Consider the following 21,267-nt stretch of genomic DNA (forward strand, 5'->3'; position numbering starts at 1 on the left):
TTCGACACGGTGCCATGCGGAATGGTTTTGCGCCGGTGCGATTTTGCGCTTGACGGCGGCGCGCGGCTTCCGTATCCGACCCCCCACACTGCTTGGCGCGGTAGCTCAGTTGGTTAGAGCGAACGACTCATAATCGTTAGGTCGGGGGTTCGAGTCCCCCCCACGCCACCATTCCTCCCCTTCATTTTCGAAATCACGCCCGGGTCGGGTCCGATGTCTTGTCGCGGATGACCTGTCCCCGGAAAAGGGAGGCGCTGCCCCCCTTTCCCAACCCTTTTTCGGACCTTTCAGGCAGAAAGGTCCATACCATCGACCTCGGCCCAGATATCGCCCCAGACCGCCCTGGCCTTGCCCCGGTGGCGCGCAGCCTTTGCGGCTTCGAGATTGTCCATCATGCCGTCGCCCCTGACCACGATCAGGCCAACCATGCCGACGGCGTAATGCGGCTGACACTGGTAGCCATAGAACCCGGGAGTGTCGAAGGTCACTTCGATCTCCTCGTTGATCCGGCCCCGGAACGGTTCCGCACCGTCGGGGATCATGTCGTCGGCGGACTGGGCGTTGTGGCCCTTGTCGGTGGCCAGGAACTTGACGCTGTCGCCGGGTTCGATCACCGCGATGCGCGGAAAGAACACCTGCCGCAGCTTGCGATCCTCGGGGTGCTGGTTCAGCATCTGGATTTCATGTGTCGTCGCCGCAAGCACCCGACCGGGCAGGGTCAGGGCCAGCGAGGCCGAAGCCGCAGCAGAAAGAAGCGCGGTGCGTCGTGTGATGAAACGGGTCAAGTCTTCCTCCATCGGGATTGCACACCGGTCCCCTTGGGAAGGCCAGCGCAGGATGCCGGCACGTTGCGGCAATCCCCGGAACCTTGTCCAGCGTGGCGCAGCCCCATAGGCCGGTTTCCGCGTTGTGAATTAGACCCCAGAGCTCGTCTGACATCCGGAAACGGGCGTGATGCGGCGCTTTGTCCGCAGCCCAGGCAGAGGCACGGACCGACCACCGGGATCGGCCCGCCGCAAAGGCCAGAAACAGACCGGACACCGCCACAATGACCACAACCACGACCGCCGCCAGAACCGCCAACGGGCCGCCTGGGACGGCCAGTTCCAGCGGCTCACCCGGCGGCAGGTGCACATGGCGGTCCCGAAGTGGCCCACCAAAGCCATGATCCTGCACCATCAGGTCCAATCCCTCGGGGTTGGGCAGGCGCAGAGTGATTGGTGCGCCGGGGTCATCCGGGTAGGCCACGAAACCGGCGTAGAGATAGAGATCCCGCAGGCCTCGCGGGGCCTCCGGCGCGGGGACACCGCAGACGGAAATTGCCGTCAGCCCGTCCAGCGGTGTGACAAACGGCAGGGGCTGGTTCAGCGGATGCACCATCAGGGACATGCCTTCGAACGTTGCCGTCTGCCCGGCGATACGCGCCTCGACCCGCTCCCACAGCGCATCCGCGATCTGCCAGGTTCCCTCCTGCAGGCTCTCGAAACGCACACGCCCGTCCGGCCCTATCAGCATTCCGGCATCCAGGCCAAAGGTGTCGACCGCCGTCAGGACGGGCATGCCCATGAATATCTCGACAGAGCGGTCATCGCGGGCAACGATCAACTCGACCCGATCGGCCAGAACCGGCGAGCAGGTCAGACCGCCGGCAACCACAAGGGCTGCCCGTGCCAAGATCCTTTGCACCCCCTGCATCCTATCCCCTTCGTCCCTTGGCCGGAGTATCTACCTCTGCCGCCCCGACAGAACAAAGCGCAACATGGACGCGGGCGGCAGGTCGGTCATTCGTATCCCGTCATCTCAAGATAGCCGCGTCCCGCGTGGCTGCCACCGACGCGCACCGGCCCTTCCCAGTAGGGGATCGAAACCGCCATCCATGCTTCAGGGTTCAGCGCCTCGACCGTCACGTCGATGTCCCGGTCCGGAAGCGTCACGCGCCAGGTCACCGGGATCTCTCGCCCGGCGACCTCTGCGTCCTGCAGCGGTTCTGCGATCAGCGCGCCATCGCCGTAAGCCTGTGTCGCTCCGTCCGCACCGATCCAGGTGGCCGAGGTATAGGCGCTGCCATCTGTCTGGCGCAGGCGAAATCCCATCAGCTTGTCCCCCGTATCGAAGGACAGCGAAAACCAGTCCCAGCCCGATTGCGTGCTGCTCAGTGGTTGCGAGGAATATTCGCGATCCAGCCAGGCCTCTCCGGTCACGGGCACCGGGCCGTCAGGCAGATCCAGGACACCCTCGACGCGGTAGAAGGGCTGCGAATAGTAATAGCTGGCCTGCCCCTCCGCCGATTTGGCCGAAAACCCCCGGTCACCGTGAAAGACCAGCGGCCCCTGCGCCGCCAGCCGCAGATCATAGCGGAACTCCGTCCCGCTGGCCGTCAGGGTCACCTTGTCCAGCGTCTCGCCAGTCATCTGCCAGTCGTCGATCCAGGCATCGAAAGGCTGCGCCGTCACACCCGCCTGACCGATGCCGCCACGGGCAAAGCGCTCGGCAACATGGTGCGCCCCGGGCGTGGTCACCGCCGCATGGGCGAACCAGACCTGCGGCGAGGTCCAGCCCTCGCCCTCTCCCGGTGCCAAGGCCGAGCGGAACAGCGTCCACTGCACCCCGTAGTCGGTGCCATCCGGACCGGCCAGGTTGGCGGTCACGTACCACCATTCGATGCGATAATCGGGGTGCGGGCCGTGATCGGCGGGGAAGTCAAAGACCGGATCCGGGGCGGGTATGGCAAAGCCCGTCGCATCCGTACCCAGCCCGGCAAAACCCTGCCCCAGCGCCGCCATCGGCCACAGCAGCAGGAAAGCGATCAGCCTAGCGTTCATTGGCAAAGACCCTCAGCAATTGCGACACCGGCGTGCGCGCCATGCGCAACGCGGGCCAGAGCGCGGCCAGCGCCGCCGCCAACAGGGTCAGCAGCCCCAGCCGTGCATAGTCCAGCGGAAAGAGATACATCGGCAGGCGCCAGCCAAAGGCCTGCACATTGACCATCGCCAACAGGACCCAGGCCAGCGCCAGCCCCAGCGGCAGGGCCAGCAGAGCCGTCAGCGCCGCCAACACCAACGCCCGGATCAGCTCGACCCGGGCAAGCGTGCCGCGCGTCAGCCCCATCGCCCAGACCGGCGCAAGCTGCGGCAGGCGTATGGCGGACAGGGTCAGCAGGCTCATCAGGATGGCAAAGCCCGCCACCGCCAGCGTCAGCACGTTGAGCGCCGCCGTGACGGTAAAGGTCCGCTCGAAGACAGCCAGCGAAAAGGCCTTGACCGACGACTGGTCCACCACACTGCCCGGCGGCAGGTCGAATGCGTCGCCCAGCACGCTGCGCAGGTCTTCGGGGTCAAGGCCCAGCACACCGAACTGGCGCGGCGTCTCGTCGGGGAAAACCCCGGCGAACCGCGCCTCGGAGATGACCGCCTGGCCCAGAGGGTTGCCGTAATCGCCGTAGACACCGGCGACCGGCAGGCGCAGACCTCCGCCAAGGTCCAGTCTGTCGTCCAACCACAGCCCGGCCCGGCGCGCCAGTTGTTCGTTGACGATCACCGCCTCGCCCGCCGCGACCTGGGCCCAGGCATCCGGCCGCGCATCGACAAAGACCCAATTGTCCTCGTAGGCGGGCCCGATCCGCGCGCCCATAAGCTCTGCCGGGACCCCGGCAAGGCGGCTGTCGACCCGCAAAAGGGGCAGCACTGTCGCCCCCCGTTCCTGCAGGAACGCCTGTATCCCGGCCATCCGTTCGCTGTCGATGCCACGGACATAGGTATCCGCAAACAGGCGCTGATCTAGGAAGTCGATGAATGTCAGGCGAAAGCTGGACACCATCGTTGACACGCCCAGGTTCGCCGCCATCGCCAGCAGAAGCGCCATGAGCGCAAGGCTGAGGCCAGGCAATTGCTGGCGCGTGTCGGCCCAGAACCAGCCGCCGATCACACCTTTGGCGCGCGACTGGCCCAGCGCAAGGACGGCGCCAAGGATCAGGGGCAGCGCCAGCGCGCCCCCGATCAACAGGCAGCCCAACAGCGCGAAGGTGGCGATCAGACCGGCATCGGCCAGGGCAATCCCCGCCGCCACGGCCAAAAGCAGCACCGCCGCCCCGCCCTGCAACCAGCGCCCCCGGCCCGCGGCCATTGCCCAGGCACGCGGGCGGGCGCTGGCCAGGATGGGCATCCGCGCGATCCGCCAGAGCGACCCGGCCCCCGCCATCCCGGCCCCCAGCACGGCAATCGCCAGCCCGGACAACCACCACACCGGGCGCAGTTGCAGACCACCGGACACCTGCGCGCCATAAAGCCCCTCCAGCGTCGCGGCCACGTCCGGCAACAACAGGGCGGCAACAAAATACCCAAGCACGACGCCGATCCCGCCCGCCAGCAGTGACAGCAACAGCAGCTCGACCGTCATCAGCACGATCAGGCGCCGCAAGGGCACGCCCAGGGTGCGCAGGGTGCGCACCATGCCCCGGCGCTGTTCAAAGACCAGGCCGATGGTGCCATGCACGATAAAGATGCCGACGGCAAAACTCAGCAGGCCGAAGGCCGTCAGGTTGAGATGGAAACTGCCGGTCAGTTGCCCCACGTCACTGCCCGATTGCGCCGCGACGCGCGTCAGTCCCGGCGCCACCTCGTCAAGCGGCGGCAGGCCCAGTGGCTGATCTGGTGCGACGATCAACCGGCTGAGCCTTCCCTGCCGGTCCAGCAGGCGTTGCGCCACACCCACATCCGTCAGGGCCGTGTCCGGCGCCACGGAAGGATCCCTGACAACCTCTTGCGGAAGGCCCGCCAGCCGATCCGCCGTCGCGGCATCCGCAAACAGCACCCCCACCGTCAGGAAGCTGTTCAGGTCGATATCTCTGGCACCACCGACCGGGCTGAGTGCGCCGGGCGTGGTCAAGGGATCCAGCCCGACAATCCGGACCCGCCCGGTATCGGTGCGCAAGCTCCCTTCGACCACCGGCGACACCTGCCACCCCGCCCGTCGCAGCGTGACATATGTATCTTGCGGGAAACTGTCCCCGGCCCTTGGCACAAGCTGGTCAAAGCGCCCCTCACCCAGTGTCGCGGCGGCGGCGTCATAGCTGGCCCGCGCCTCGGCATTGATCGCCTGCACGCCGGACCACAGCGCCGTCGCCAGGGCGAGACCGGCAAGAAAGGTAAAGAACTGCAAGGGATTGCGCCGCCAATGCGCGGCCAGCGCCTGCAGCACCGCGCGCGTCATGCCAGTTTTCCGGCACGCAGGTGCAATTGCCGGTCCATGCGTGCTGCCACGGCAGGCGAATGGGTCACCACCATCAGCGCCGCGCCGGTATCGCCCACCAGCGCCAGCATCTGGTCCAACACCTCTGCCGCCGTCGTTTCGTCAAGGTTGCCAGTGGGTTCATCCGCCAGGATCAACCGGGGCCGGGCCGCAAGCGCGCGCGCAATCGCGACACGCTGCTGCTGTCCCCCGGACAACTGTTCAGGATACTTGTGCCGGTGATCGCCCAGGCCAAGCGTTTCGATCAGGCGCGCCACCTGCGCGGCATCCTCTCGCCCTGCCAGCCGCGCCTGGAACCGGATGTTGTCCGACACGTCCAGCGAAGGGATCAGGTTGAACTGCTGAAAGATCACCGCCACGTCCGAACGCCGCAAGGCTGCCCGCCCGGCCTCGTCCAACGCGGCGACGTCGCGCCCGTCGAACAGGACCTGTCCGCCGTCGACCGTATCCAACCCGCCGACGATGTGCAGAAGCGTGCTCTTGCCGGAACCGGACTCGCCCTGCAGCGACATGGTCTGGCCAAGGTCCAGCGAAAGGTCGACGCCGGACAGGACGGGAACCGGCCCCTCTGCCCCGGCAAAGCTCTTGGTGACGCCTGAAACCTGCAGCAACATGACCTACCCTCCGAGAGGGCGACATAGCCCCCTGCCGGGCTTAGCAAACCCGTTCATCACGCAACAGGCACAGACGAAAAAGGCGCCCCGGTTCCGGGGGCGCCCTGTGGTCGCAGGTCCGCGTCCGCCTGCGCGGGAGCGATGCCGGTCGGGGTCAGCCCAGAACCTCCCTGACCGCCTCTGCCGTCTTGCCGGCGACCTCTTCGGCCTCTTCGCAGGTCAGGCAGAAGGGCGGCGCAAAGCCCAGGATGTCACCCTGCGGCATCGCGCGCCCGATCACGCCGCGCGACAGCAGCGCGGCGGCCACGCTTGGCCCGACCTTCTTCGACGGATCGAAGAACGTGCGGCTGTCACGGTCCGCGACGAATTCCACCGCCGCCATCATGCCTTCGCCGCGCACCTCGCCGACGTTCGGGTGCGCATCCAGCGCGTCGTGCAGCGCCTTCTGGAAATGCGCGCCCACCTCACCCGCGTTCTGCACCAGGTTCAGCTCGTCCAGAAGTTTCAGGTTGGCGACCCCCGCCGCCGCGCCGATCGGATGCGCGGAATAGGTCCAGCCGTGGCCGATGGGGCCGTTCTCATCCGTGCCCTGTTCAAGCACCTTCCACATCTTGTCGCCGACGATGGAGCCCGACAGCGGCGCATAGGCCGAGGTCAGGCCCTTGGCGATGGTGATCAGGTCTGGTTTCAGCCCATAGTGATCGGACCCCATCATGGTGCCCAGACGGCCAAAGCCGGTCACGACCTCGTCGGCGATCAGCAGGATGTCATGCTTGTTCAGCACGGCCTGGATCGCCTCCCAGTAGCCCGGCGGCGGCGGCACGATACCGCCCGTGCCCAGCACCGGCTCGCCGATGAAGGCGGCGATGGTGTCGGCGCCCTCGCGCTCGATCAGCGCTTCCAGCTCTGCCGCGCAATGAGCGGTGAACTGTTCCGGCGTCAGGTCCAGGTTGTCGCGGCGGTAGTAATAGGGCGCCTCGGTGTGGATCACCTGGGTCAGCGGCAGGTCGAACTTCTTGTGGAACAGCTCGAGGCCCGTCAGCGAGCCGGTCATCAGGCCCGAGCCGTGATAGCCGCGCCAGCGCGAGATGATCTTCTTTTTCTCCGGGCGGCCCAGGATGTTGTTGTAGTACCAGACCAGCTTGATGTTGGTCTCGTTCGCGTCGCTGCCCGACAGGCCGAAATAGACCTTGGACATGCCCTTGGGCGCGCGGTCGAGGATCATCTTGGCGAGCGTGATGCTGGCCTCGGTGCCGTGCCCGACATAGGCGTGGTAATAGGCCAGTTCCTTGGCCTGATCGGCGATTGCCTCGGCAATGTCCTGGCGGCCATAGCCCACGTTCACGCAATAGAGCCCGGCAAAGGCATCCAGCAACTTGTTGCCTTCGCGGTCCTCGATGTGGCAACCCTGACCGCCGGTCACGATGCGGTTGGGCACGTTGCCCCGGGCGAATTCGGCCAGGTGGGTCGACGGGTGGAAAAAGTTGTCGCGGTCCCACTGGTCCAGTTGATCGTTTCTAAGCATCTCGGTCCTTTCCTCGCCTCACGCCCAATCGCGGCAGACGTATTTGATGTCCATGAATTCTTCCATCCCCCGGCGGGCGCCTTCGCGGCCCAGGCCGGATTGTTTCGTGCCACCGAAGGGGATCGGCGCGCCCGTCACCTTGGTGCGGTTCACCGCCACCATGCCGAACTGCAGCGCGCGGCTCAGCCGGTAGATGCGGCGCGGGTCGAGCGAGTGGACATAGGCGACCAAACCGTATTCGCCCGCATTGGCGCGCGTCACCACCTCGTCCTCGGTATCGAAGGGCGTGATCGGGGCGACCGGGCCAAAGGTTTCCTCGCTCATGATCCGTGCGTCGTCCGGCACGTCGGTCAGCACCGTCGGATCGTAGAACAGCGGGCCCAGTGCATTGCGTTTGCCACCGCAGGCCAGCTTGGCGCCCTTGTCCAGCGCATCGGCGACATGCTCTTCCTGTTTCTTCACCGCCACCTCGTTCATCAGCGGCCCGATGTCGGGATCGCTCATGCCGGCACCGATGCTCAGCGCCTGGGTGGCGGCAACGAATTTCTCGCAGAAGGCGTCATAGATGGGCCGTTCGACGTAGATGCGGTTGGCGCCAAGGCAGTCCTGGCCGGAGGTGGCAAATTTCGCCTTGATCGTCTCGGCCACCGCCTCGTCGAGGTCCGCGCCCTTGAAGACGATCACCGGCGCGTGGCCACCCAGTTCCATGACCAATTTCTTGATCGTCTCGGCAGAGGAGCGGTACAGCAGCCGTCCCACCTCGGTCGAGCCGGTGAAGGACAGTGCGCGCACGCGCTTGTCATCGGTCCAGGGCGGCACCACGGTCGAGGCGCGGCCTGTCACCACGTTGAAGACACCCGCCGGAAAGCCCGCGCGCTCTGCCAGCTCGGCCAGGGCAAGCGCGCTGAAGGGGGTTTCATGGCTGGGATGGGCGACCACGGTGCAGCCCGCCGCCAGCGCCGCCGCCGCCTTGCGGGTCAGCATGGCCGAGGGGAAGTTCCACGGCGTGATCAGCGCTGCCACGCCAACCGGTTCCAGCCAAAGCTCCACCTCGGCATCGGGCAGGTGGCTGGTGACGCCCTCGATGTTCGGGCGCTTGGATTCCTCGGCGTAGTATTCGACGAAACTGGCGGCATAGTCGATCTCGCCGCGCGCCTCGGAGATCGGCTTGCCCTGTTCCAGCACCATGATCCGGGCGAGGTCTTCCTTGTGCTTGACCATCAGGTCGAACCAGCGCCGCAACAGGGCGGACCGCTCCTGCGGCAAGGTCACCGACCAGGCGCCAAAGGCGCGCTGCGCCGCGTCCACGGCGCTGGCGCTGTCTTCGGCGGTCAGGCTGGCAACCTCTCCGACCACGGCGCCGCTGGCCGGGTCCGTCACCTGCAGCACCGCGTTGTCCCGCGCCGCGATCCACTTGCCACCGACATAGGAAAAGCTGCGGACCAGCGACTTGTCAGAGACTTCCTCACGCGCGGAAAGAACCGTCTGGGTCATGTCACACCTCCATTTTCTGAGGTGCAGAATGTCCTGAATCCGGCACGGTCTGGGACCAAATCCAACCAACAGATCAGAAGAATCCTCTCCAATCCGGCCATGAGACAGTCCAAATCGTTTGTTTCAGCCGCCCAGCAGCGCATCCAGCGGAGGCATGGCCGAAGATTTCACCGGTTTGGTAACGATATAGGTGAAATAGCGCGCCAGCCCGATCCGGGCCTCCAGCATGGCGTCGATAAGGCGCTGGTAGGCGTCGATGTCCCGCGCGACGATCTGCAACAGGTAGTCGAACCCGCCGCCCAGTGCCCAGCAGTTCACCACCTCGTCATACCCCTGCATCGCGCGTTCAAAGCCCTGCATGCTGGCGGCCGTGTGATCCGCCAGTTCGGCGGCGACGAAGACCGTGACATGGGGCGCGATCCGCTTGAGATCAATCTCGGCCCGATAGCCTGTGATCAGGCCGGCCTGCTCCAGTCGCTTCAGCCGTTCCCAGCAGGGCGTCGCAGACAGACCCACCTTGTCGGCAAGCGCCGCCTTCGTGATGCGGCCCTCTTTCGCGAGGACCGAGAGGATCTTGAGGTCGCGTGCGTCCAGACGGGTCATGTGGCAATCGTCGTCCCGGCAGTCCCACGGACCTGCATCACATGGGTGGCGATGGCCGTATCCTGCGCGCCGGTGCCGGTCAGGTCACAGAGGGTGATGTCCTCCGGCGCGCGGCGCCCGGGCGCCTTGCCCGCGATCACCTCGCCCAGTTCCACCGGGGACGGCCTCAGGCCCGCCGCCAGCGCGGCTTCCAGTTCTCCGCTGGTCTCGCACTGGCTGATCCGGTCACAGACATAGCGATCCGCGCGCGCCAGCGCCGCCGGATCGATCTCGTTCTTGCCCGCCTGGTCCGAGCCCATCGCCGTGATGTGCAGCCCAGGATGCAGCCAGTCCGCCATCAGGACAGGTGCGCGCGCCGGTGTCGTGGTGATGACCAGCTGGCTTTGCGCCACCAGGTCGCGGGCGTCGGTCATGACCTCGGCTTCGACGCCAAGCGCCTGCGCGATGTCCGCCGCACAGGCCGCAGCCTTGACCGGGTCGCGCCCCCAGACCAGCGCCCGTTTGAAGGGCCGCACAAGATGCGCCGCCTGCATCTGCAAACGCGCCTGCACGCCGGTGCCGATCACCCCAGCGGTTGTGACCCCGGTCGGGGCAAGGTGGCGCGCGGCAACCGCCCCTGCCGCCGCCGTGCGCACATCGGTCAGGTAACCGTTGTCCAATAGCAGCGCCTCGACCAGCCCGGTTTGCGCCGCAAAGAGGATCATCAGCCCGTTGAGACTGGGCAGGCCCAACTTTGGATTGTCAAAGAACCCCGGGCTGACCTTGATCGCAAAGCCGTCAAAGCCGGGGATATAGGCCGTCTTGACGTCGACCTCTCCGTTCACCTGCGGCAGGTCCATCGACAGGATCGGCGGCATCACCACGTCACCGCTGGCCAGCGCGGCAAAAGCGCGTTCGACCACGTCCACCGCGGTAAGGTCCAGGGCGACGGCAGCGCGCAAATCGGCCTCTGTCAGGATGGTCACATCATGGCTCATAGCGCGTCCCCTTGATGGTCAGCTCCCCCAGCGTCACGTCCTGCCCGGCCATGATCGCCGCGTGCAGGCGCATATCGAGATTGCGCCCGGTGATGATCGTGGCCGTGGGTCCGCGCAGGGCGACCTTGCCCGCCTGAACGGCCGCGATTCCGACGACACAGGCCCCTTCGCAGACGATGCGATCCTCGTAGTAGATCGTCTGCAGCGCATGATAGATCTCGTCCTCGGTGACCAGCACCACGTCGTCCAGGTAGTCCCGGCACAGCGGAAAGGACAGGCGGTTCTGCAAACCGATCCCACCGCCCAGGCTGTCGGCAAGACTGGCGACCTCTGTCACCTCGACCGGGTGCCCGGCCTGCAACGAGGCATACATGGCCGCACCCCGATCCATCGTGATACCGATCACCCGAACCTTAGGATTGATCGTCTTGGCGGCAAAGGCGACGCCCGCCGCCAGCCCGCCACCGGAAAGCGGCACAAGGATCGTGTCGAGGTCGGGCCGGGCTTCCAGCAGTTCCAGCCCGATGGTCCCCTGCCCCGCGATCACCAGGGGGTCGTCGAAGGGCGAGATTTCCGTCAGCCCCTCTTCCCGCACAAGCCGCTCTGCCTCGGCCTGGGCCTCGTCCTGGCTTTGCCCCACGATCCGCGCCTCGGCACCCAGCGCGCGCACGCCCGCCACCTTGGCCTGGGGGGCGAGATGGGACATGCAGACCACCGCCCGCAGCCCCCGCGCCCGCGCCGCATAGGCCACGCCGCGCCCGTGATTTCCGGTGGAACAGCAGGTCACACCGGCCACATCCGCATCCAGCCCGAAAATCGCGTTCACGGCCCCGCGCAGCTTGAAGGCCCCCACCGGCTGGACGATCTCCAGTTTCAGCAGGAACTCTTGACCAAAGCGCGCGTTGAGCGACGAAGGAACCAGCGGCGTCCGGTCTGCAATTCCTGCGATGCGGGCGCGTGCGGCGAAGACGCGGTCCAGCGCGAAGTCGGTCATTGTGCCCCCTGCCGGTCGTTTTCGAACCAAGTGGTGTCGGTCCCCCTTCTTGCACAATGACCAATCGCCACCTAGGACTTCAAGCTGTCCCATAAGGTTTTTCCTTGCAGTTCCTCCGTTTCGCCAAACCATGGCGGAACGGACAATGATAAGAGGTGCAATAGATGTCGGCCCCGAACCTTCCCTTCTCGCAGACCGAATATGACCGGCGCCTGCGCCTGGTCGAGGCGCGCATGGAAACCCTGGGGCTGGATGCGCTTTTCGTCGAGGACCCGTCGAACATGGCCTGGCTGACCGGTTATGACGGCTGGTCCTTCTACGTTCACCAGGGCGTTCTGGTCATCCCCGGAGAGGCGCCGCTGTGGTGGGGCCGGTCGATGGACGGCTACGGCGCGCTGCGCACCGTCTGGATGGACCCCGACCGCATCCTTGGCTATGCCGACGATTACGTGCAGGCCACGGACATTCACCCGATGCAGGATCTGGCCGCGCATATCCGTGCGCGCGGTCTGGACACGGGCCGGATCGGCGTCGAGATGGAGAACTACTATTACTCGGCCCGGGCACATGCGACGCTGGTCGAGGAACTGCCGGATGCGCAGTTGATCGACGCCACCGCTCTGGTCAACTGGCAACGGGCCGTGAAATCCAACGAGGAAATCGCCTTTATTCGCCGTGCCGCCAAGATCTCGGAGAAGATGGTCGATGGCATTCTCGAGCGGGTCGAACCGGGCCTGCCCAAGAACGAACTGGTCGCCGAAATCTACGCCGATGCGATCCGCGGCGCCGACGGTCACTGGGGCGACTACGCCGCCATCGTGCCGCTGCTGCCCTCGGGCCTCGATGCCTCTGCCGCGCACCTGACATGGGACGGGCGCCCCTTTGCCGAGGGCGAAGCGACCTTTTTCGAACTGGCGGGATGTTATCGGCGCTACCACGCGCCTTTCTGCCGGACCGTTTTCCTGGGCAAGCCGCCGCAACACATGCTGGACGCGGAAAAGGCGCTGGTCGAGGGGTTGGAAATGGGGCTGGAGGCAGCGCGAGCGGGCAATACCGCTGGCGACATCGCCCGCGCCCTTTACGCGGCGCTGGCCAAGGGCGGCATCCAGCGCACCGGGCGCTGCGGCTATCCCATCGGCCTCAGCTATCCCCCGGACTGGGGCGAGCGCACGATCTCGATCCGCACCAGCGACGAAACCGTGCTGCAACCTGGCATGACCTTCCACTTCATGCCCGGCCTCTGGATGGAAGACTGGGGCCTCGAAATCACCGAATCCATCCTGATCCGCGAGGACGGGCCGGCGGAATGCCTCTGCGACCGTCCGCGCCAGCTTTTCGTCAAGGACTGATATGGACCTGCTCTACCGCACAGAGGAACTGCTGGGCGAGCTGATCGCCTTTCCCACCGTCTCCGCGGACGGCAACCTCGACCTGATCGCCTGGGCCGCGAACTATCTCAAGGATCTGGGCGCGATCTGCGACGTGACGCTGGACGAGACCGGGCACAAGGCCAACCTCTTTGCCACATTCGGCCCGGAGGGCGACGGCGGGCTGGTCCTGTCGGGCCATTCCGACGTGGTGCCGGTCGAGGACCAGGAATGGTCTTCGGACCCCTTTGTCATGGACGACCGCGAAGGGCGGCTCTACGGGCGCGGCGCCTGCGACATGAAGGGGTTCATCGCCTGTGTGCTGGCGGTGGCCCCGCGCATCGCCGAATGGCCGCTGACCCGCCCGGTCCACATCGCGCTGACCTATGACGAGGAGGTGGGCTGTTTCGGCGCCCGCGCGCTGGTCGAGGACCTGCGTGCCCGCGAAATCCGCCCGGCGATGGCGATCCTGGGTGAACCGACGATGATGCGCGTCATCAATGGTCACAAGGGCTGTTACGAATACACCACCCATATCACCGGCTGCGCCGGGCATGGGTCGGCCCCCGATCACGGGGTCAATGCCGCCGTCTGCGCCGCGCGCTATGCCGGGCGCCTGATGGAACTGGAAGGCGAACTGCGGACCCGCGCGCCCGAGGGCAGCCCGTTTTCGCCGGCCTGGACCACCCTGAACATCGGCCGCATTCATTCGGGTCACGCGCATAACGTCATCCCCGATCATGCCGAGATCGACTGGGAAATGCGCCCGGTGCAGCGTTCCGACGCCGAACATGTGCTGGCCGAGATCGACCGCTTTGCCGAGGAGATGCTGCCCGCGATGCTGTCCGTGCATTCCGAGGTCGCGATCACCCGCGAGGTCATCGCCGAAACCCAAGGCCTCCACCCGGTCAAGGACAGCGAAGTGGCGGACATCGTTTCGGCCCTGACCGGCGCCAACGGGCTGGACGTGGTGGCCTTTGGCACCGAGGCGGGGCTGTTTCAATCGCTGGGCATGGATTGCGTCGTCTGCGGCCCCGGGTCCATCGAACAGGCGCACAAGCCGGACGAATACGTCAGCCGCGACCAGCTCTCGGCCTGCCTGCACATGCTGCAAGGGCTGGAAAAGCACCTGACCTGAACGCCCCTCGACAAGCCCCGGCCCCGTCCCCATCATGGCCCGGAACAGGGGAGGAGCCAGCATGAAGACCATCGTTGCCCACGGCGCGCATGACCTCAGGATCGAGGACCGCGAGATGCCAGTTCCGGGATCGGGGCAGGTGCTTGTCCGGCTGGAAACCGGCGGCATCTGCGGCTCCGACCTGCATTATTACCACCAGGGCGGCTTTGGCACGGTAAGGCTGAAAGAGCCGATGATCCTGGGCCACGAAGTTGCGGGCCGGATCGAAGCCCTAGGCGCCGGGGTCAGCGGGCTGGCAGAGGGGCTGCGGATCGCCGTTTCGCCCTCTCGCCCCTGCCATGCCTGCCGGTTTTGCCACGCGGGCCAGCCGAACCACTGCCTGAACATGCGGTTCTACGGCTCTGCCATGCCCTTCCCCCACATCCAGGGCGCGTTCCGAGAGTACCTGGTGGCGGATGTCGCACAATGTGCGCCCGCCGGAGACCTGAGCGCCGGCGAGGCTGCGATGGCAGAGCCGCTTTCGGTGGTGCTGCACGCGGCCCGGCGCGCAGGCGACCTGCTGGGAAAACGCGTGCTGGTGACCGGCTGCGGACCGATCGGAATGCTGGCGGTGCTGGTGGCCCGTGCAGCGGGCGCGGTCGAGATCGTGGCCACGGATCTCACAGATTTCACCCTGGACATGGCGGCGAAACTGGGCGCCGACCGGGTTGTGAACATGGGCAAACACCCTGACGGGCTGGCGCCCCTGACCGCTGAGAAAGGCCAGATCGACGTGCTGTTCGAATGCTCGGGCGCGGCGCCTGCTCTGGTCTCGGCAATCCCGGCAATGCGGCCCGGGGGCGTTATCCTCCAGCTTGGGCTTGGGGGCGACATGACCCTGCCGGTGCAGGCGATCACCGCCAAGGAGCTGGAGTTGCGCGGGTCCTTCCGCTTTCACGAGGAATTCTTTGCCGCCGTGGAACTGATGCGCAAGGGCCGCATCGACGTGAAGCCCCTGATCACCCATGAAGTCGCGCTGGATGAGGCCGAGGAGGGGTTCAAGCTGGCCTCGGACCGGAGCCGGGCGATGAAGGCACAGATCCGGTTTTCGTGACCGGCAACAAACCGGTCAATCGCTTACTGCCGCGCACCCTCCAAAGGTGTCGGCAGTGAGCTTGGTCAGCCGCCGAACCGCGTGCGGTCTCCCGCCGTCTTGCCAAACCCGCCACGGGAGATCGCGGTGGCGCGGGACATGGGCTTGGCGCCGATGGTCGAGGCCGGGCGCGCAAACTGCGAGGTCCCGAGCTTGGTCGCACCCCGGTTGCCCGAAAAGACGCTGGTGCCCGCCGCATTGGTAAAGCGTCCGTCCTGCGTCTTGTAAAGCGGCTGCGCGGCGGACATGCCGGACCGTCCGCCCATCATGTTCCCGATCAGGTAGCCGGCCAACAGCGGCATGAAGATGCTGCCGGAACCACCTTCCGTCACCGCAGCCTCGGTGCCGCAGGCGCCCGGGCCGTGCAACTCCTCGCAGACCTCGCGGCTATCATAGCGCGGCGCGGCCTCGACGTGCAGCTTCTGCGCTTCGGCAAACTGGATCTCGCAATCCTGCGCCGAGAACATGCCGCCACGCAGCGCCTCGTCCTTGCAGGTCTGCAGGTCGGGAAAGGCGGCGGCGTCCACCTGTTCTTCCTTGCAGCCCGCAAGGGTAAAGGCAGCGGCGCCGACGATCGCGATGGCAACCCGTTTCGAACGTTTGGACATGACACTCTTTCCTTCTGCCCGGAGGGCGGTCAGTTGGTTGCGCGGCTTATGCCTGAATATAGTGAGGTTTGAACCGCGACAAATCCTGCGTGATGCGAGAGCGGTCTTCGCGGATGCCGATCCCGGCGCAGGACTGCCCGACGATCCATGCGCCGACAACGGGCCGGAAACCGTCGAACTGCGGCAAGGGGGCGTAGGCCTGTACGATCCGGGGGTGTTCGGAATACTCGGTGTTCTGGGCCTCTTCGAGGATCTTGCCCGCCTTCAGGATCGACACCGATGCGCCTTCGCGCGACAGGATCGGCTTGCGCACATGGCCTGCGGCCAGGTCGACTTCGGCCCGGGAGAATGCCTGTGCGGCCCCGGCGGAGGGACTGCCCGTGCCCTCCAGTGCATCGGCGATGTCCGCCTCGAAGAAGGCGGGCAACAGGTTGGGGTGGCCTTCGAACATCTGCCAGAGAACCGGCAACAACCCCTTGTTAGACAGGAGCGCCTTCCACGCGGGTTCAAGGAATAGACAGCCCGACCCGTCGATGTGATCGGCATAGTCGTCAAGGAAGAGGTCTTCCCAGGGGTAGAGCTTGAACAGGACGGCAATGCGGCGATCCTCGTCATCGAGGAACTGGCCGTCCTCGCTCAACCCGATCTTGTCGAGGTCGCAGTAATGCGCACCCAGGCCCGCTTCGCGCGCGGCCCATCCCATCGCCTCGACCGTGCCGTAGTCTTCGGGGTTGCCCCCGACCGCCGTGAAATGCAGATCGCTGTTGGCCTCGAAAACCTCATCGAAGCGCGCGACCAGCGCCTCGTGGATACCGTTGAACTGGTCGGTGCCCTCGGGCAACACACCGGCGGCAAGCTGATCCTCCAGCCACTGCCACTGGAACGCCGCGCTTTCGTAAAGCGAGGTCGGCGTGTCGGCATTGTATTCCAACAGCTTCGCCGGCCCCTTGCCGTCATAGGCAAAATCGAACCGGCCATAGATTTCCGGGTCGCCCTGCTTCCAGCTGTTGGCGACAAGGTCGCGGCGGTTTTCCGGGATCGCAAGCTGCGTCATCAGGCGCTCGGAGGCGATGATTTCCGCAACAGCCTCGCGGCACATGGAATGCAGCTCTGTCGCCGGGTCCTCAAGATCGTTTTCGATCTGGTCGAGCGTGAAGGCATAGGCCGAACTTTCGTCCCAGTAGGGCTCGCCATGCATGTCGGCGAAGGTAAAGCCGACCTCCTTGGCATGATCACGCCAATGCGGCCGCTCGGGCAAATGGGTCTTCTGCACGTCCCTGCTCTCCTGTTGCCTTGCGGCGGGTCTTTGATGGTGATTTCGGGTGCCGGGCGCAGCCCTGCAAGGGCGGGCCTTCGCTAGCTTGCGGGGAAAATACCGTCACCGGACACAAGACCGGCGTGTCTGCCGTCAGATCTTGAGTTTCTTGAAGACCGGTTCGGGGATGTTGCGGATGATCGCCATGACCAGCCACCAGATACCGCGCACATAGATCACGTTGCGCCCCTTCTGCACCGCCTTCAGCACGGCGGCGCCCACCTCCTGCGGTTCGGCGGTCAGTTTTTCGGGCAGGTCCATGCCCTCGGTCATCGCGGTGTTGACGAAGCCCGGCAGCACGGTGACCACATGCACGCCCTTCTTGGCCAGTCGGTTGCGTAGGCCCGACAGAAAGGCAGTGAACCCGGCCTTGGCGGAACCGTAGACATAGTTGGTGGCCCGCCCCCGGTCGCCGGCGACAGAGCTGACGCCGACCAGCGTGCCCGAGCCCCGCGCCTCGAACCGGTTAGCAAGGAGGGCGAGGATGCCTGCGGGGCCCTCGAAGTTGCTGCGCAGGACCAGCGATGCCTTGTCCAGTTCCTGTTCGTTTTCCGCCTGGTCCCCCATATAGCCCACGACGCTGACCGCGACCTGCGGCAGCGCAGGCAGGCCATCGAGGAATGGCGCGAAACCGTCGCTGTCCAGCACGTCGAAGTCGTTCAATGTCACCTCGACTCCGTGGCGCAGGGCCAGGTCGGCGCGCACCGCGTCAAGGCTGGCGGCGTTGCGCGCGGCCAGCTGGATCGGGTGGCCCTGCGCGGCAAAGGCATGGGCGATGGCCTGACCCATGTCGGAGCGGGCGCCAAGGATCAGGACGGGCAGATGGGTCACAGGGAAAGCCTTTCGGATTGGGCAGAGGCGAAATGCGCCTTGAGACCAAGGGTTTTGCGCATCTCCTGGAACTCGGACACGCGGTCATCGGCCTGCCGCAGGGTCTCGGCCCGCATCCGGCTGTCCTTGGCCAGGTAGAACCGCCCGCCGTGGGCGACCGCGATGGCGTCGAGCCGCTCCAGCAGGTCGAGCGTGTGCGCTTTCATCGGGAAGTCCAGCGCCAGGGTGTAGCCCTCCATCGGGAAGGAAAAAGCGCTGTCCTGCGGACCAAACCGTTTCAGCACCGCAAGGAAGGACCCGGCGCCCGCGTCCGCGATCGCCTGTAGCAATTCGGTCAATCCGTCGCGGGCCGAGGCCAGCGGGATCACGCATTGGAACTGGGCAAAGCCGCGGCGGCCATAGATGCGATTCCATTTCAGCACCGAGTCGAGCGGGTAGAAATAGCTGTCCCAGTCGACCAGCGACATGCCCGCATTCCATGCGCCCATGCGGTAGTAAAGCTCGTTGAAGGCGCGCACCGTCCAGCGGTTCAGGGCGAAGCCTGGAAAATCCAGCGGCACGGACAGCTTGCCCTTGTGGCCCGCGTCCAGCGGGTTGGCGGCCTTCTTCGGGTCCAGTTCGGCCCGCGTCGCATGTTCCCCCAGCATGACCAGTGAACGGCCAAGATGCCGCCCCTGCCCCATGCAGTCGATCCAGGCGACGGAATAGGTGTCATGGCCATGCGCCTCGAAGAGGTCCATCGCCGTGGCGAGGTCGGGCGCGGGGTGGATCGTCTGCCTGATCCAGGCCGTTTCCACGGGCCGCAGGCGGATGGCGGCGCGCAGCATCACGCCGGTCAGGCCCATGCCGCCGATGGTCCACCAGAACAGGTCATCCTCGTCCTTGCGGGTGGCGCGGCGCACCTCTCCATCCGGGCCCATGATCTCGACCCAGTCGACGCAGGCGCCAAAGCTGCCCTCGACATGGTGGTTCTTGCCGTGCACATCCGCCGCGATGGCGCCACCCAGGGTGATGAGTTTCGTCCCCGGCGTCACCAGGGGGAACCAGCCGCGCGGCAGGAAGGCGTCGATCACATCTCCCAGCAGGACACCTGCCTCGGCCACCAGCCGCCCGGTTTCCGCGTCGAATTCCAGCATGTGGTTGAAGTGGCGCATGTCCAGCGTCAGGCCGGCGCCCACCGCGCTGTCGCCGTAGGACCGCCCGTTGCCGCGCGCGATGACCGGCCTGTCGCCGGTGACAAGCGCCCTTAGCGCCGCCTCGTCACGCGGGGCGTGCACCTCTGTTTCGACCTGCGGAAAACGGCCCCATCCGGAAAGTTTCATGACATTGCTCCCAGCCGCGCATCGGTAAAGACAAAGCGCCGGTCGAGATTGTACTTGATGACGTAGCCGATGGTGAGGCCGAGGACTGCGCCCAATTCGCGCATCACATCGGTTTTCCAGAATATCCAGAAGGCGGTTTCGGTTCCCCAGAAGACCGCCGTGGTGACGATCCCCATCACTGTATACAGCGTGAACTTGCGCCCATGTGCGCGCAGGCCGGTGGCGTCGTCGTAGAAGATCCAGCGCTTGTCGAGCAGGTACTTCACCACCAAGCCCACCAGCGTACCCGCCCCCACCGCAATGGCAAAGGCGGTCCCACCGTCCCCCGCCAGCAGGACCAGCCGCTGGGTGGCAAGATTGGCGAGCGTGGCCAGAACCGCAAAGCCCGCGTAGCGCAGCAGGAGCATCCGGCGCGTCATCTCACAAGGCACCGATCACGGCGAACCCGAGGCACAGCAGCACGCAGAGCTGGCTGACGCGGTCACGGGCGGCAAAGACCAGCGGGTCGTCGTGCATCTGGCCCCGATGGGCGATCATGATGGTCCGCGTGATCCAGAACAGCAGAACCGCGCCGATCCCCCAAAGCATGTAGGGCGCATTGTAAAGATCGCTGACATCCGGCGAATCCACATAGAGCACAAGCACCAGCACCGAGACATATCCCGCCGCGATGGCAATCATGGTGATGATCGGCAGGTCTCCGACGTTGTAGCCGCGCCCGCGCGCATGCAGCGTCCCACGCCGGGCGCTGTCGACCAGTTCCGCCTGCCGTTTGACCGCGGCAAGGGCGAGGAAAAAGAAGATCGCGAAGGCCAGCAGCCAGACCGACAGGGGAATGCCCGTGGCCACCGCGCCCGCCACGATGCGCATGCTGTAAAGCCCCGCCAGTGTGCAGATGTCGATCACCATCTTGCGCTTGAGGTTCAGCGAATAGGCCGTAGTCAGCACGAAATAGCCGCAAACCACCGCCAGAAAGACCGGGCTCACCGCCAATGACACTGCCGCGCCGGCCAGGAACAGCGCGGGCGCCATGATCATCCCGTGCGAAAGCGGCACCGCGCCCGAGGCGAAGGGGCGCCGTTTCTTGCGCGGGTGGGCGCGGTCGGCGTTCAGGTCGGTCATGTCGTTGACGACATAGACGCTGGAGGCCACCAGGCTGTAGGCGACGAAGGCCGACATGGCCAAGAACACCGTCACCGGATCGAACTGGTGCCCGGCCAGCATCGGCAGGAAGACCAGGATGTTCTTCAGCCATTGGTGCGGACGCAGCGCCTTGACGTAGGGCCGCAGTGTCACGGGCTTGGTTGTCAGGTGCTCGACCTCGGGCGCGATGGCCTCTGCCTCGGACCGCAGCCGTTGCGAGGCGTTCACGGTCACCGCCCGGGCGGCCTGTTCCCAGACCGGCAGGTCGGCGGAGCTGTCGCCCATGTAGACATACTGCGCCGCCCCGAAACGATCCGCGAGAAAGGCAGCCTTGGCCTTTCCCTTGAGGTTTCGCGTTCCGTCAGAGCCATGCACCTCGTCGAAGACGCCCAGGTGGCCGGCAATGGCGTCGGCCAGGCTCTGGTCCGAGGCCGTCACAAGCGCGGTGCGCCCGCCCTTTTCGCGCCACGCCCGAATATAGGCCAACACCTCCCGGTCGAAAGGCAGGGTCGCTGTTTCCAGCCGGGCGGTTTCGGCCAGCCGCTGTTTCAGCGCCGCGCGCCCCTGGGTCAGCGCCCGCATGGCGGTCAGCGCCACGGTCCAATCACGGCCGAACGCGGTCCAGAAGCTTTCGTACAGCATGTCGCTGCGCAACAGCGTCCCGTCGAGATCGACGACCAGCGTCAGCCCGGTCCGGTCACGCTGCGGATCCTCCGCTGCACCGCCGGACTGTCCATCCTGACCGCGTGCTGGCTCTGCGTACATTATCCTGTCCATTCAGGTGTTTGGATCAGCCGTTACCCTAGGCGGGCCGGCCTGTCACGTCGAGCGCGGAAAACCTGTAGCGCGGATTGTGTCCGGCGGGCCACAGGCCCGGCCTTGCGAGACCGCCAATCCGTATTCACCCTGTGCCCGTCGAGCTGGCTTGACCTTGCGGCACCCTCTCCGCGGGCGGCG

Annotated in this window: 19 protein-coding genes and 1 tRNA gene; 4 read left to right on the top strand and 16 right to left on the bottom strand. The window is 65.9% G+C overall.

Going from position 1 to position 21,267, the window contains the following annotated elements; all coding sequences use genetic code 11:
- Nucleotides 1–94 precede the first annotated feature (94 nt).
- Nucleotides 95–171, top strand: a tRNA-Met gene (locus BLQ71_RS11090).
- Between the two features lie 116 nt (nt 172–287).
- Here BLQ71_RS11090 and BLQ71_RS11095 read toward each other — a convergent pair.
- The 10 genes from BLQ71_RS11095 to eutB form a co-directional block, all read right to left on the bottom strand.
- On the bottom strand, nt 288–674 hold the full coding sequence (locus BLQ71_RS11095) for a pseudoazurin (protein ID WP_198543990.1): 387 nt from the start codon (nt 672–674) through the stop codon (nt 288–290).
- Nucleotides 675–681: 7 nt separating this feature from the next.
- Entirely contained in the window at nt 682–1,686 is a 1,005-nt protein-coding gene (locus BLQ71_RS25975; RefSeq protein WP_133066147.1) for a hypothetical protein, read from the bottom strand.
- A gap of 95 nt (nt 1,687–1,781) precedes the next feature.
- Nucleotides 1,782–2,822 carry a lipocalin-like domain-containing protein gene (locus BLQ71_RS11105; RefSeq protein ID WP_074621756.1) on the bottom strand — a complete coding sequence of 347 codons (1,041 nt, stop codon included), beginning with the start codon at nt 2,820–2,822 and terminating at the stop codon, nt 1,782–1,784.
- Complete coding sequence (locus tag BLQ71_RS11110) at nt 2,812–5,208, bottom strand: FtsX-like permease family protein (RefSeq protein ID WP_074621757.1); 2,397 nt, start codon at nt 5,206–5,208, stop codon at nt 2,812–2,814. The genes BLQ71_RS11105 and BLQ71_RS11110 overlap by 11 nt, the downstream gene beginning before the upstream one ends.
- The gene (locus tag BLQ71_RS11115) at nt 5,205–5,861 is read right to left on the bottom strand and encodes an ABC transporter ATP-binding protein (protein WP_074621758.1); all 657 of its coding nucleotides are present in this window, start codon (nt 5,859–5,861) and stop codon (nt 5,205–5,207) included. Before BLQ71_RS11115 ends, BLQ71_RS11110 begins: the two co-directional genes overlap by 4 nt.
- 154 nt (nt 5,862–6,015) lie before the next feature.
- On the bottom strand, nt 6,016–7,386 hold the full coding sequence (locus tag BLQ71_RS11120; RefSeq protein WP_074621759.1) for an aspartate aminotransferase family protein: 1,371 nt from the start codon (nt 7,384–7,386) through the stop codon (nt 6,016–6,018).
- Between the two features lie 18 nt (nt 7,387–7,404).
- The gene (locus tag BLQ71_RS11125; RefSeq protein ID WP_074621760.1) at nt 7,405–8,880 is read right to left on the bottom strand and encodes an NAD-dependent succinate-semialdehyde dehydrogenase; all 1,476 of its coding nucleotides are present in this window, start codon (nt 8,878–8,880) and stop codon (nt 7,405–7,407) included.
- Between the two features lie 123 nt (nt 8,881–9,003).
- Nucleotides 9,004–9,483, bottom strand: a complete 480-nt coding sequence (locus BLQ71_RS11130) for an Lrp/AsnC family transcriptional regulator (protein WP_043138373.1) — start codon at nt 9,481–9,483, stop codon at nt 9,004–9,006.
- The gene (locus BLQ71_RS11135) at nt 9,480–10,460 is read right to left on the bottom strand and encodes a cyclodeaminase (protein ID WP_074621761.1); all 981 of its coding nucleotides are present in this window, start codon (nt 10,458–10,460) and stop codon (nt 9,480–9,482) included. The genes BLQ71_RS11130 and BLQ71_RS11135 overlap by 4 nt, the downstream gene beginning before the upstream one ends.
- On the bottom strand, nt 10,450–11,454 hold the full coding sequence (eutB, locus tag BLQ71_RS11140; protein ID WP_074621762.1) for a hydroxyectoine utilization dehydratase EutB: 1,005 nt from the start codon (nt 11,452–11,454) through the stop codon (nt 10,450–10,452). The genes BLQ71_RS11135 and eutB overlap by 11 nt, the downstream gene beginning before the upstream one ends.
- Nucleotides 11,455–11,618: 164 nt before the next feature.
- On the opposite strand from eutB, the gene BLQ71_RS11145 reads away from it, so the two are divergent.
- The 3 genes from BLQ71_RS11145 to BLQ71_RS11155 all read left to right on the top strand — a co-directional run bounded on the left by BLQ71_RS11145 (nt 11,619) and on the right by BLQ71_RS11155 (nt 15,052).
- Nucleotides 11,619–12,803, top strand: coding sequence for a M24 family metallopeptidase (locus BLQ71_RS11145; RefSeq protein WP_074621763.1), 1,185 nt, complete (start codon nt 11,619–11,621; stop codon nt 12,801–12,803).
- 1 nt (nt 12,804) lies between these two features.
- Nucleotides 12,805–13,959 (top strand): acetylornithine deacetylase, encoded by a 1,155-nt coding sequence (gene argE, locus BLQ71_RS11150; protein ID WP_175459233.1) that lies wholly within the window; start codon nt 12,805–12,807, stop codon nt 13,957–13,959.
- 61 nt (nt 13,960–14,020) lie between these two features.
- On the top strand, nt 14,021–15,052 hold the full coding sequence (locus BLQ71_RS11155; RefSeq protein ID WP_074621764.1) for an L-idonate 5-dehydrogenase: 1,032 nt from the start codon (nt 14,021–14,023) through the stop codon (nt 15,050–15,052).
- Nucleotides 15,053–15,117: 65 nt separating this feature from the next.
- Here BLQ71_RS11155 and BLQ71_RS11160 read toward each other — a convergent pair whose 3' ends face one another.
- The 6 genes from BLQ71_RS11160 to BLQ71_RS11185 all read right to left on the bottom strand — a co-directional run bounded on the left by BLQ71_RS11160 (nt 15,118) and on the right by BLQ71_RS11185 (nt 21,075).
- Entirely contained in the window at nt 15,118–15,699 is a 582-nt protein-coding gene (locus tag BLQ71_RS11160) for a DUF1190 domain-containing protein (protein ID WP_043138384.1), read from the bottom strand.
- 46 nt (nt 15,700–15,745) lie between these two features.
- The gene (locus tag BLQ71_RS11165; RefSeq protein WP_074621765.1) at nt 15,746–16,972 is read right to left on the bottom strand and encodes a glutathionylspermidine synthase family protein; all 1,227 of its coding nucleotides are present in this window, start codon (nt 16,970–16,972) and stop codon (nt 15,746–15,748) included.
- A 135-nt stretch (nt 16,973–17,107) separates the two neighbouring features.
- Nucleotides 17,108–17,845, bottom strand: coding sequence for an SDR family oxidoreductase (locus BLQ71_RS11170; protein WP_074621766.1), 738 nt, complete (start codon nt 17,843–17,845; stop codon nt 17,108–17,110).
- A complete protein-coding gene (locus tag BLQ71_RS11175) occupies nt 17,842–19,167 on the bottom strand; it encodes an FAD-binding oxidoreductase (protein ID WP_074621767.1) in 1,326 nt (441 codons plus the stop codon). The genes BLQ71_RS11170 and BLQ71_RS11175 overlap by 4 nt, the downstream gene beginning before the upstream one ends.
- Nucleotides 19,164–19,574, bottom strand: coding sequence for a GtrA family protein (locus BLQ71_RS11180; protein WP_367888665.1), 411 nt, complete (start codon nt 19,572–19,574; stop codon nt 19,164–19,166). Before BLQ71_RS11180 ends, BLQ71_RS11175 begins: the two co-directional genes overlap by 4 nt.
- 13 nt (nt 19,575–19,587) lie before the next feature.
- Complete coding sequence (locus BLQ71_RS11185) at nt 19,588–21,075, bottom strand: UbiA family prenyltransferase (RefSeq protein ID WP_074621769.1); 1,488 nt, start codon at nt 21,073–21,075, stop codon at nt 19,588–19,590.
- Nucleotides 21,076–21,267: the final 192 nt, after the last annotated feature.

Origin of the sequence: Antarctobacter albus, assembly GCF_900101505.1 — a bacterium.
GTDB classification, from domain to species: Bacteria; Pseudomonadota; Alphaproteobacteria; order Rhodobacterales; family Rhodobacteraceae; genus Antarctobacter; species Antarctobacter albus.

Excerpts from the sequence above, each read along its gene's own strand:
- BLQ71_RS11095 (WP_198543990.1), bottom strand. The coding sequence starts at position 674 with ATGCTGAACCAGCACCCCGAGGATCGCAAGCTGCGGCAGGTGTTCTTT.
- BLQ71_RS11105 (WP_074621756.1), bottom strand. The coding sequence starts at position 2,822 with ATGAACGCTAGGCTGATCGCTTTCCTGCTGCTGTGGCCGATGGCGGCG.
- BLQ71_RS11110 (WP_074621757.1), bottom strand. The coding sequence starts at position 5,208 with ATGACGCGCGCGGTGCTGCAGGCGCTGGCCGCGCATTGGCGGCGCAAT.
- BLQ71_RS11115 (WP_074621758.1), bottom strand. The coding sequence starts at position 5,861 with ATGTTGCTGCAGGTTTCAGGCGTCACCAAGAGCTTTGCCGGGGCAGAG.
- BLQ71_RS11120 (WP_074621759.1), bottom strand. The coding sequence starts at position 7,386 with ATGCTTAGAAACGATCAACTGGACCAGTGGGACCGCGACAACTTTTTC.
- BLQ71_RS11125 (WP_074621760.1), bottom strand. The coding sequence starts at position 8,880 with ATGACCCAGACGGTTCTTTCCGCGCGTGAGGAAGTCTCTGACAAGTCG.
- BLQ71_RS11130 (WP_043138373.1), bottom strand. The coding sequence starts at position 9,483 with ATGACCCGTCTGGACGCACGCGACCTCAAGATCCTCTCGGTCCTCGCG.
- BLQ71_RS11135 (WP_074621761.1), bottom strand. The coding sequence starts at position 10,460 with ATGAGCCATGATGTGACCATCCTGACAGAGGCCGATTTGCGCGCTGCC.
- eutB (WP_074621762.1), bottom strand. The coding sequence starts at position 11,454 with ATGACCGACTTCGCGCTGGACCGCGTCTTCGCCGCACGCGCCCGCATC.
- BLQ71_RS11145 (WP_074621763.1), top strand. The coding sequence starts at position 11,619 with ATGTCGGCCCCGAACCTTCCCTTCTCGCAGACCGAATATGACCGGCGC.
- argE (WP_175459233.1), top strand. The coding sequence starts at position 12,805 with ATGGACCTGCTCTACCGCACAGAGGAACTGCTGGGCGAGCTGATCGCC.
- BLQ71_RS11155 (WP_074621764.1), top strand. The coding sequence starts at position 14,021 with ATGAAGACCATCGTTGCCCACGGCGCGCATGACCTCAGGATCGAGGAC.
- BLQ71_RS11160 (WP_043138384.1), bottom strand. The coding sequence starts at position 15,699 with ATGTCCAAACGTTCGAAACGGGTTGCCATCGCGATCGTCGGCGCCGCT.
- BLQ71_RS11175 (WP_074621767.1), bottom strand. The coding sequence starts at position 19,167 with ATGAAACTTTCCGGATGGGGCCGTTTTCCGCAGGTCGAAACAGAGGTG.
- BLQ71_RS11180 (WP_367888665.1), bottom strand. The coding sequence starts at position 19,574 with ATGCTCCTGCTGCGCTACGCGGGCTTTGCGGTTCTGGCCACGCTCGCC.
- BLQ71_RS11185 (WP_074621769.1), bottom strand. The coding sequence starts at position 21,075 with ATGTACGCAGAGCCAGCACGCGGTCAGGATGGACAGTCCGGCGGTGCA.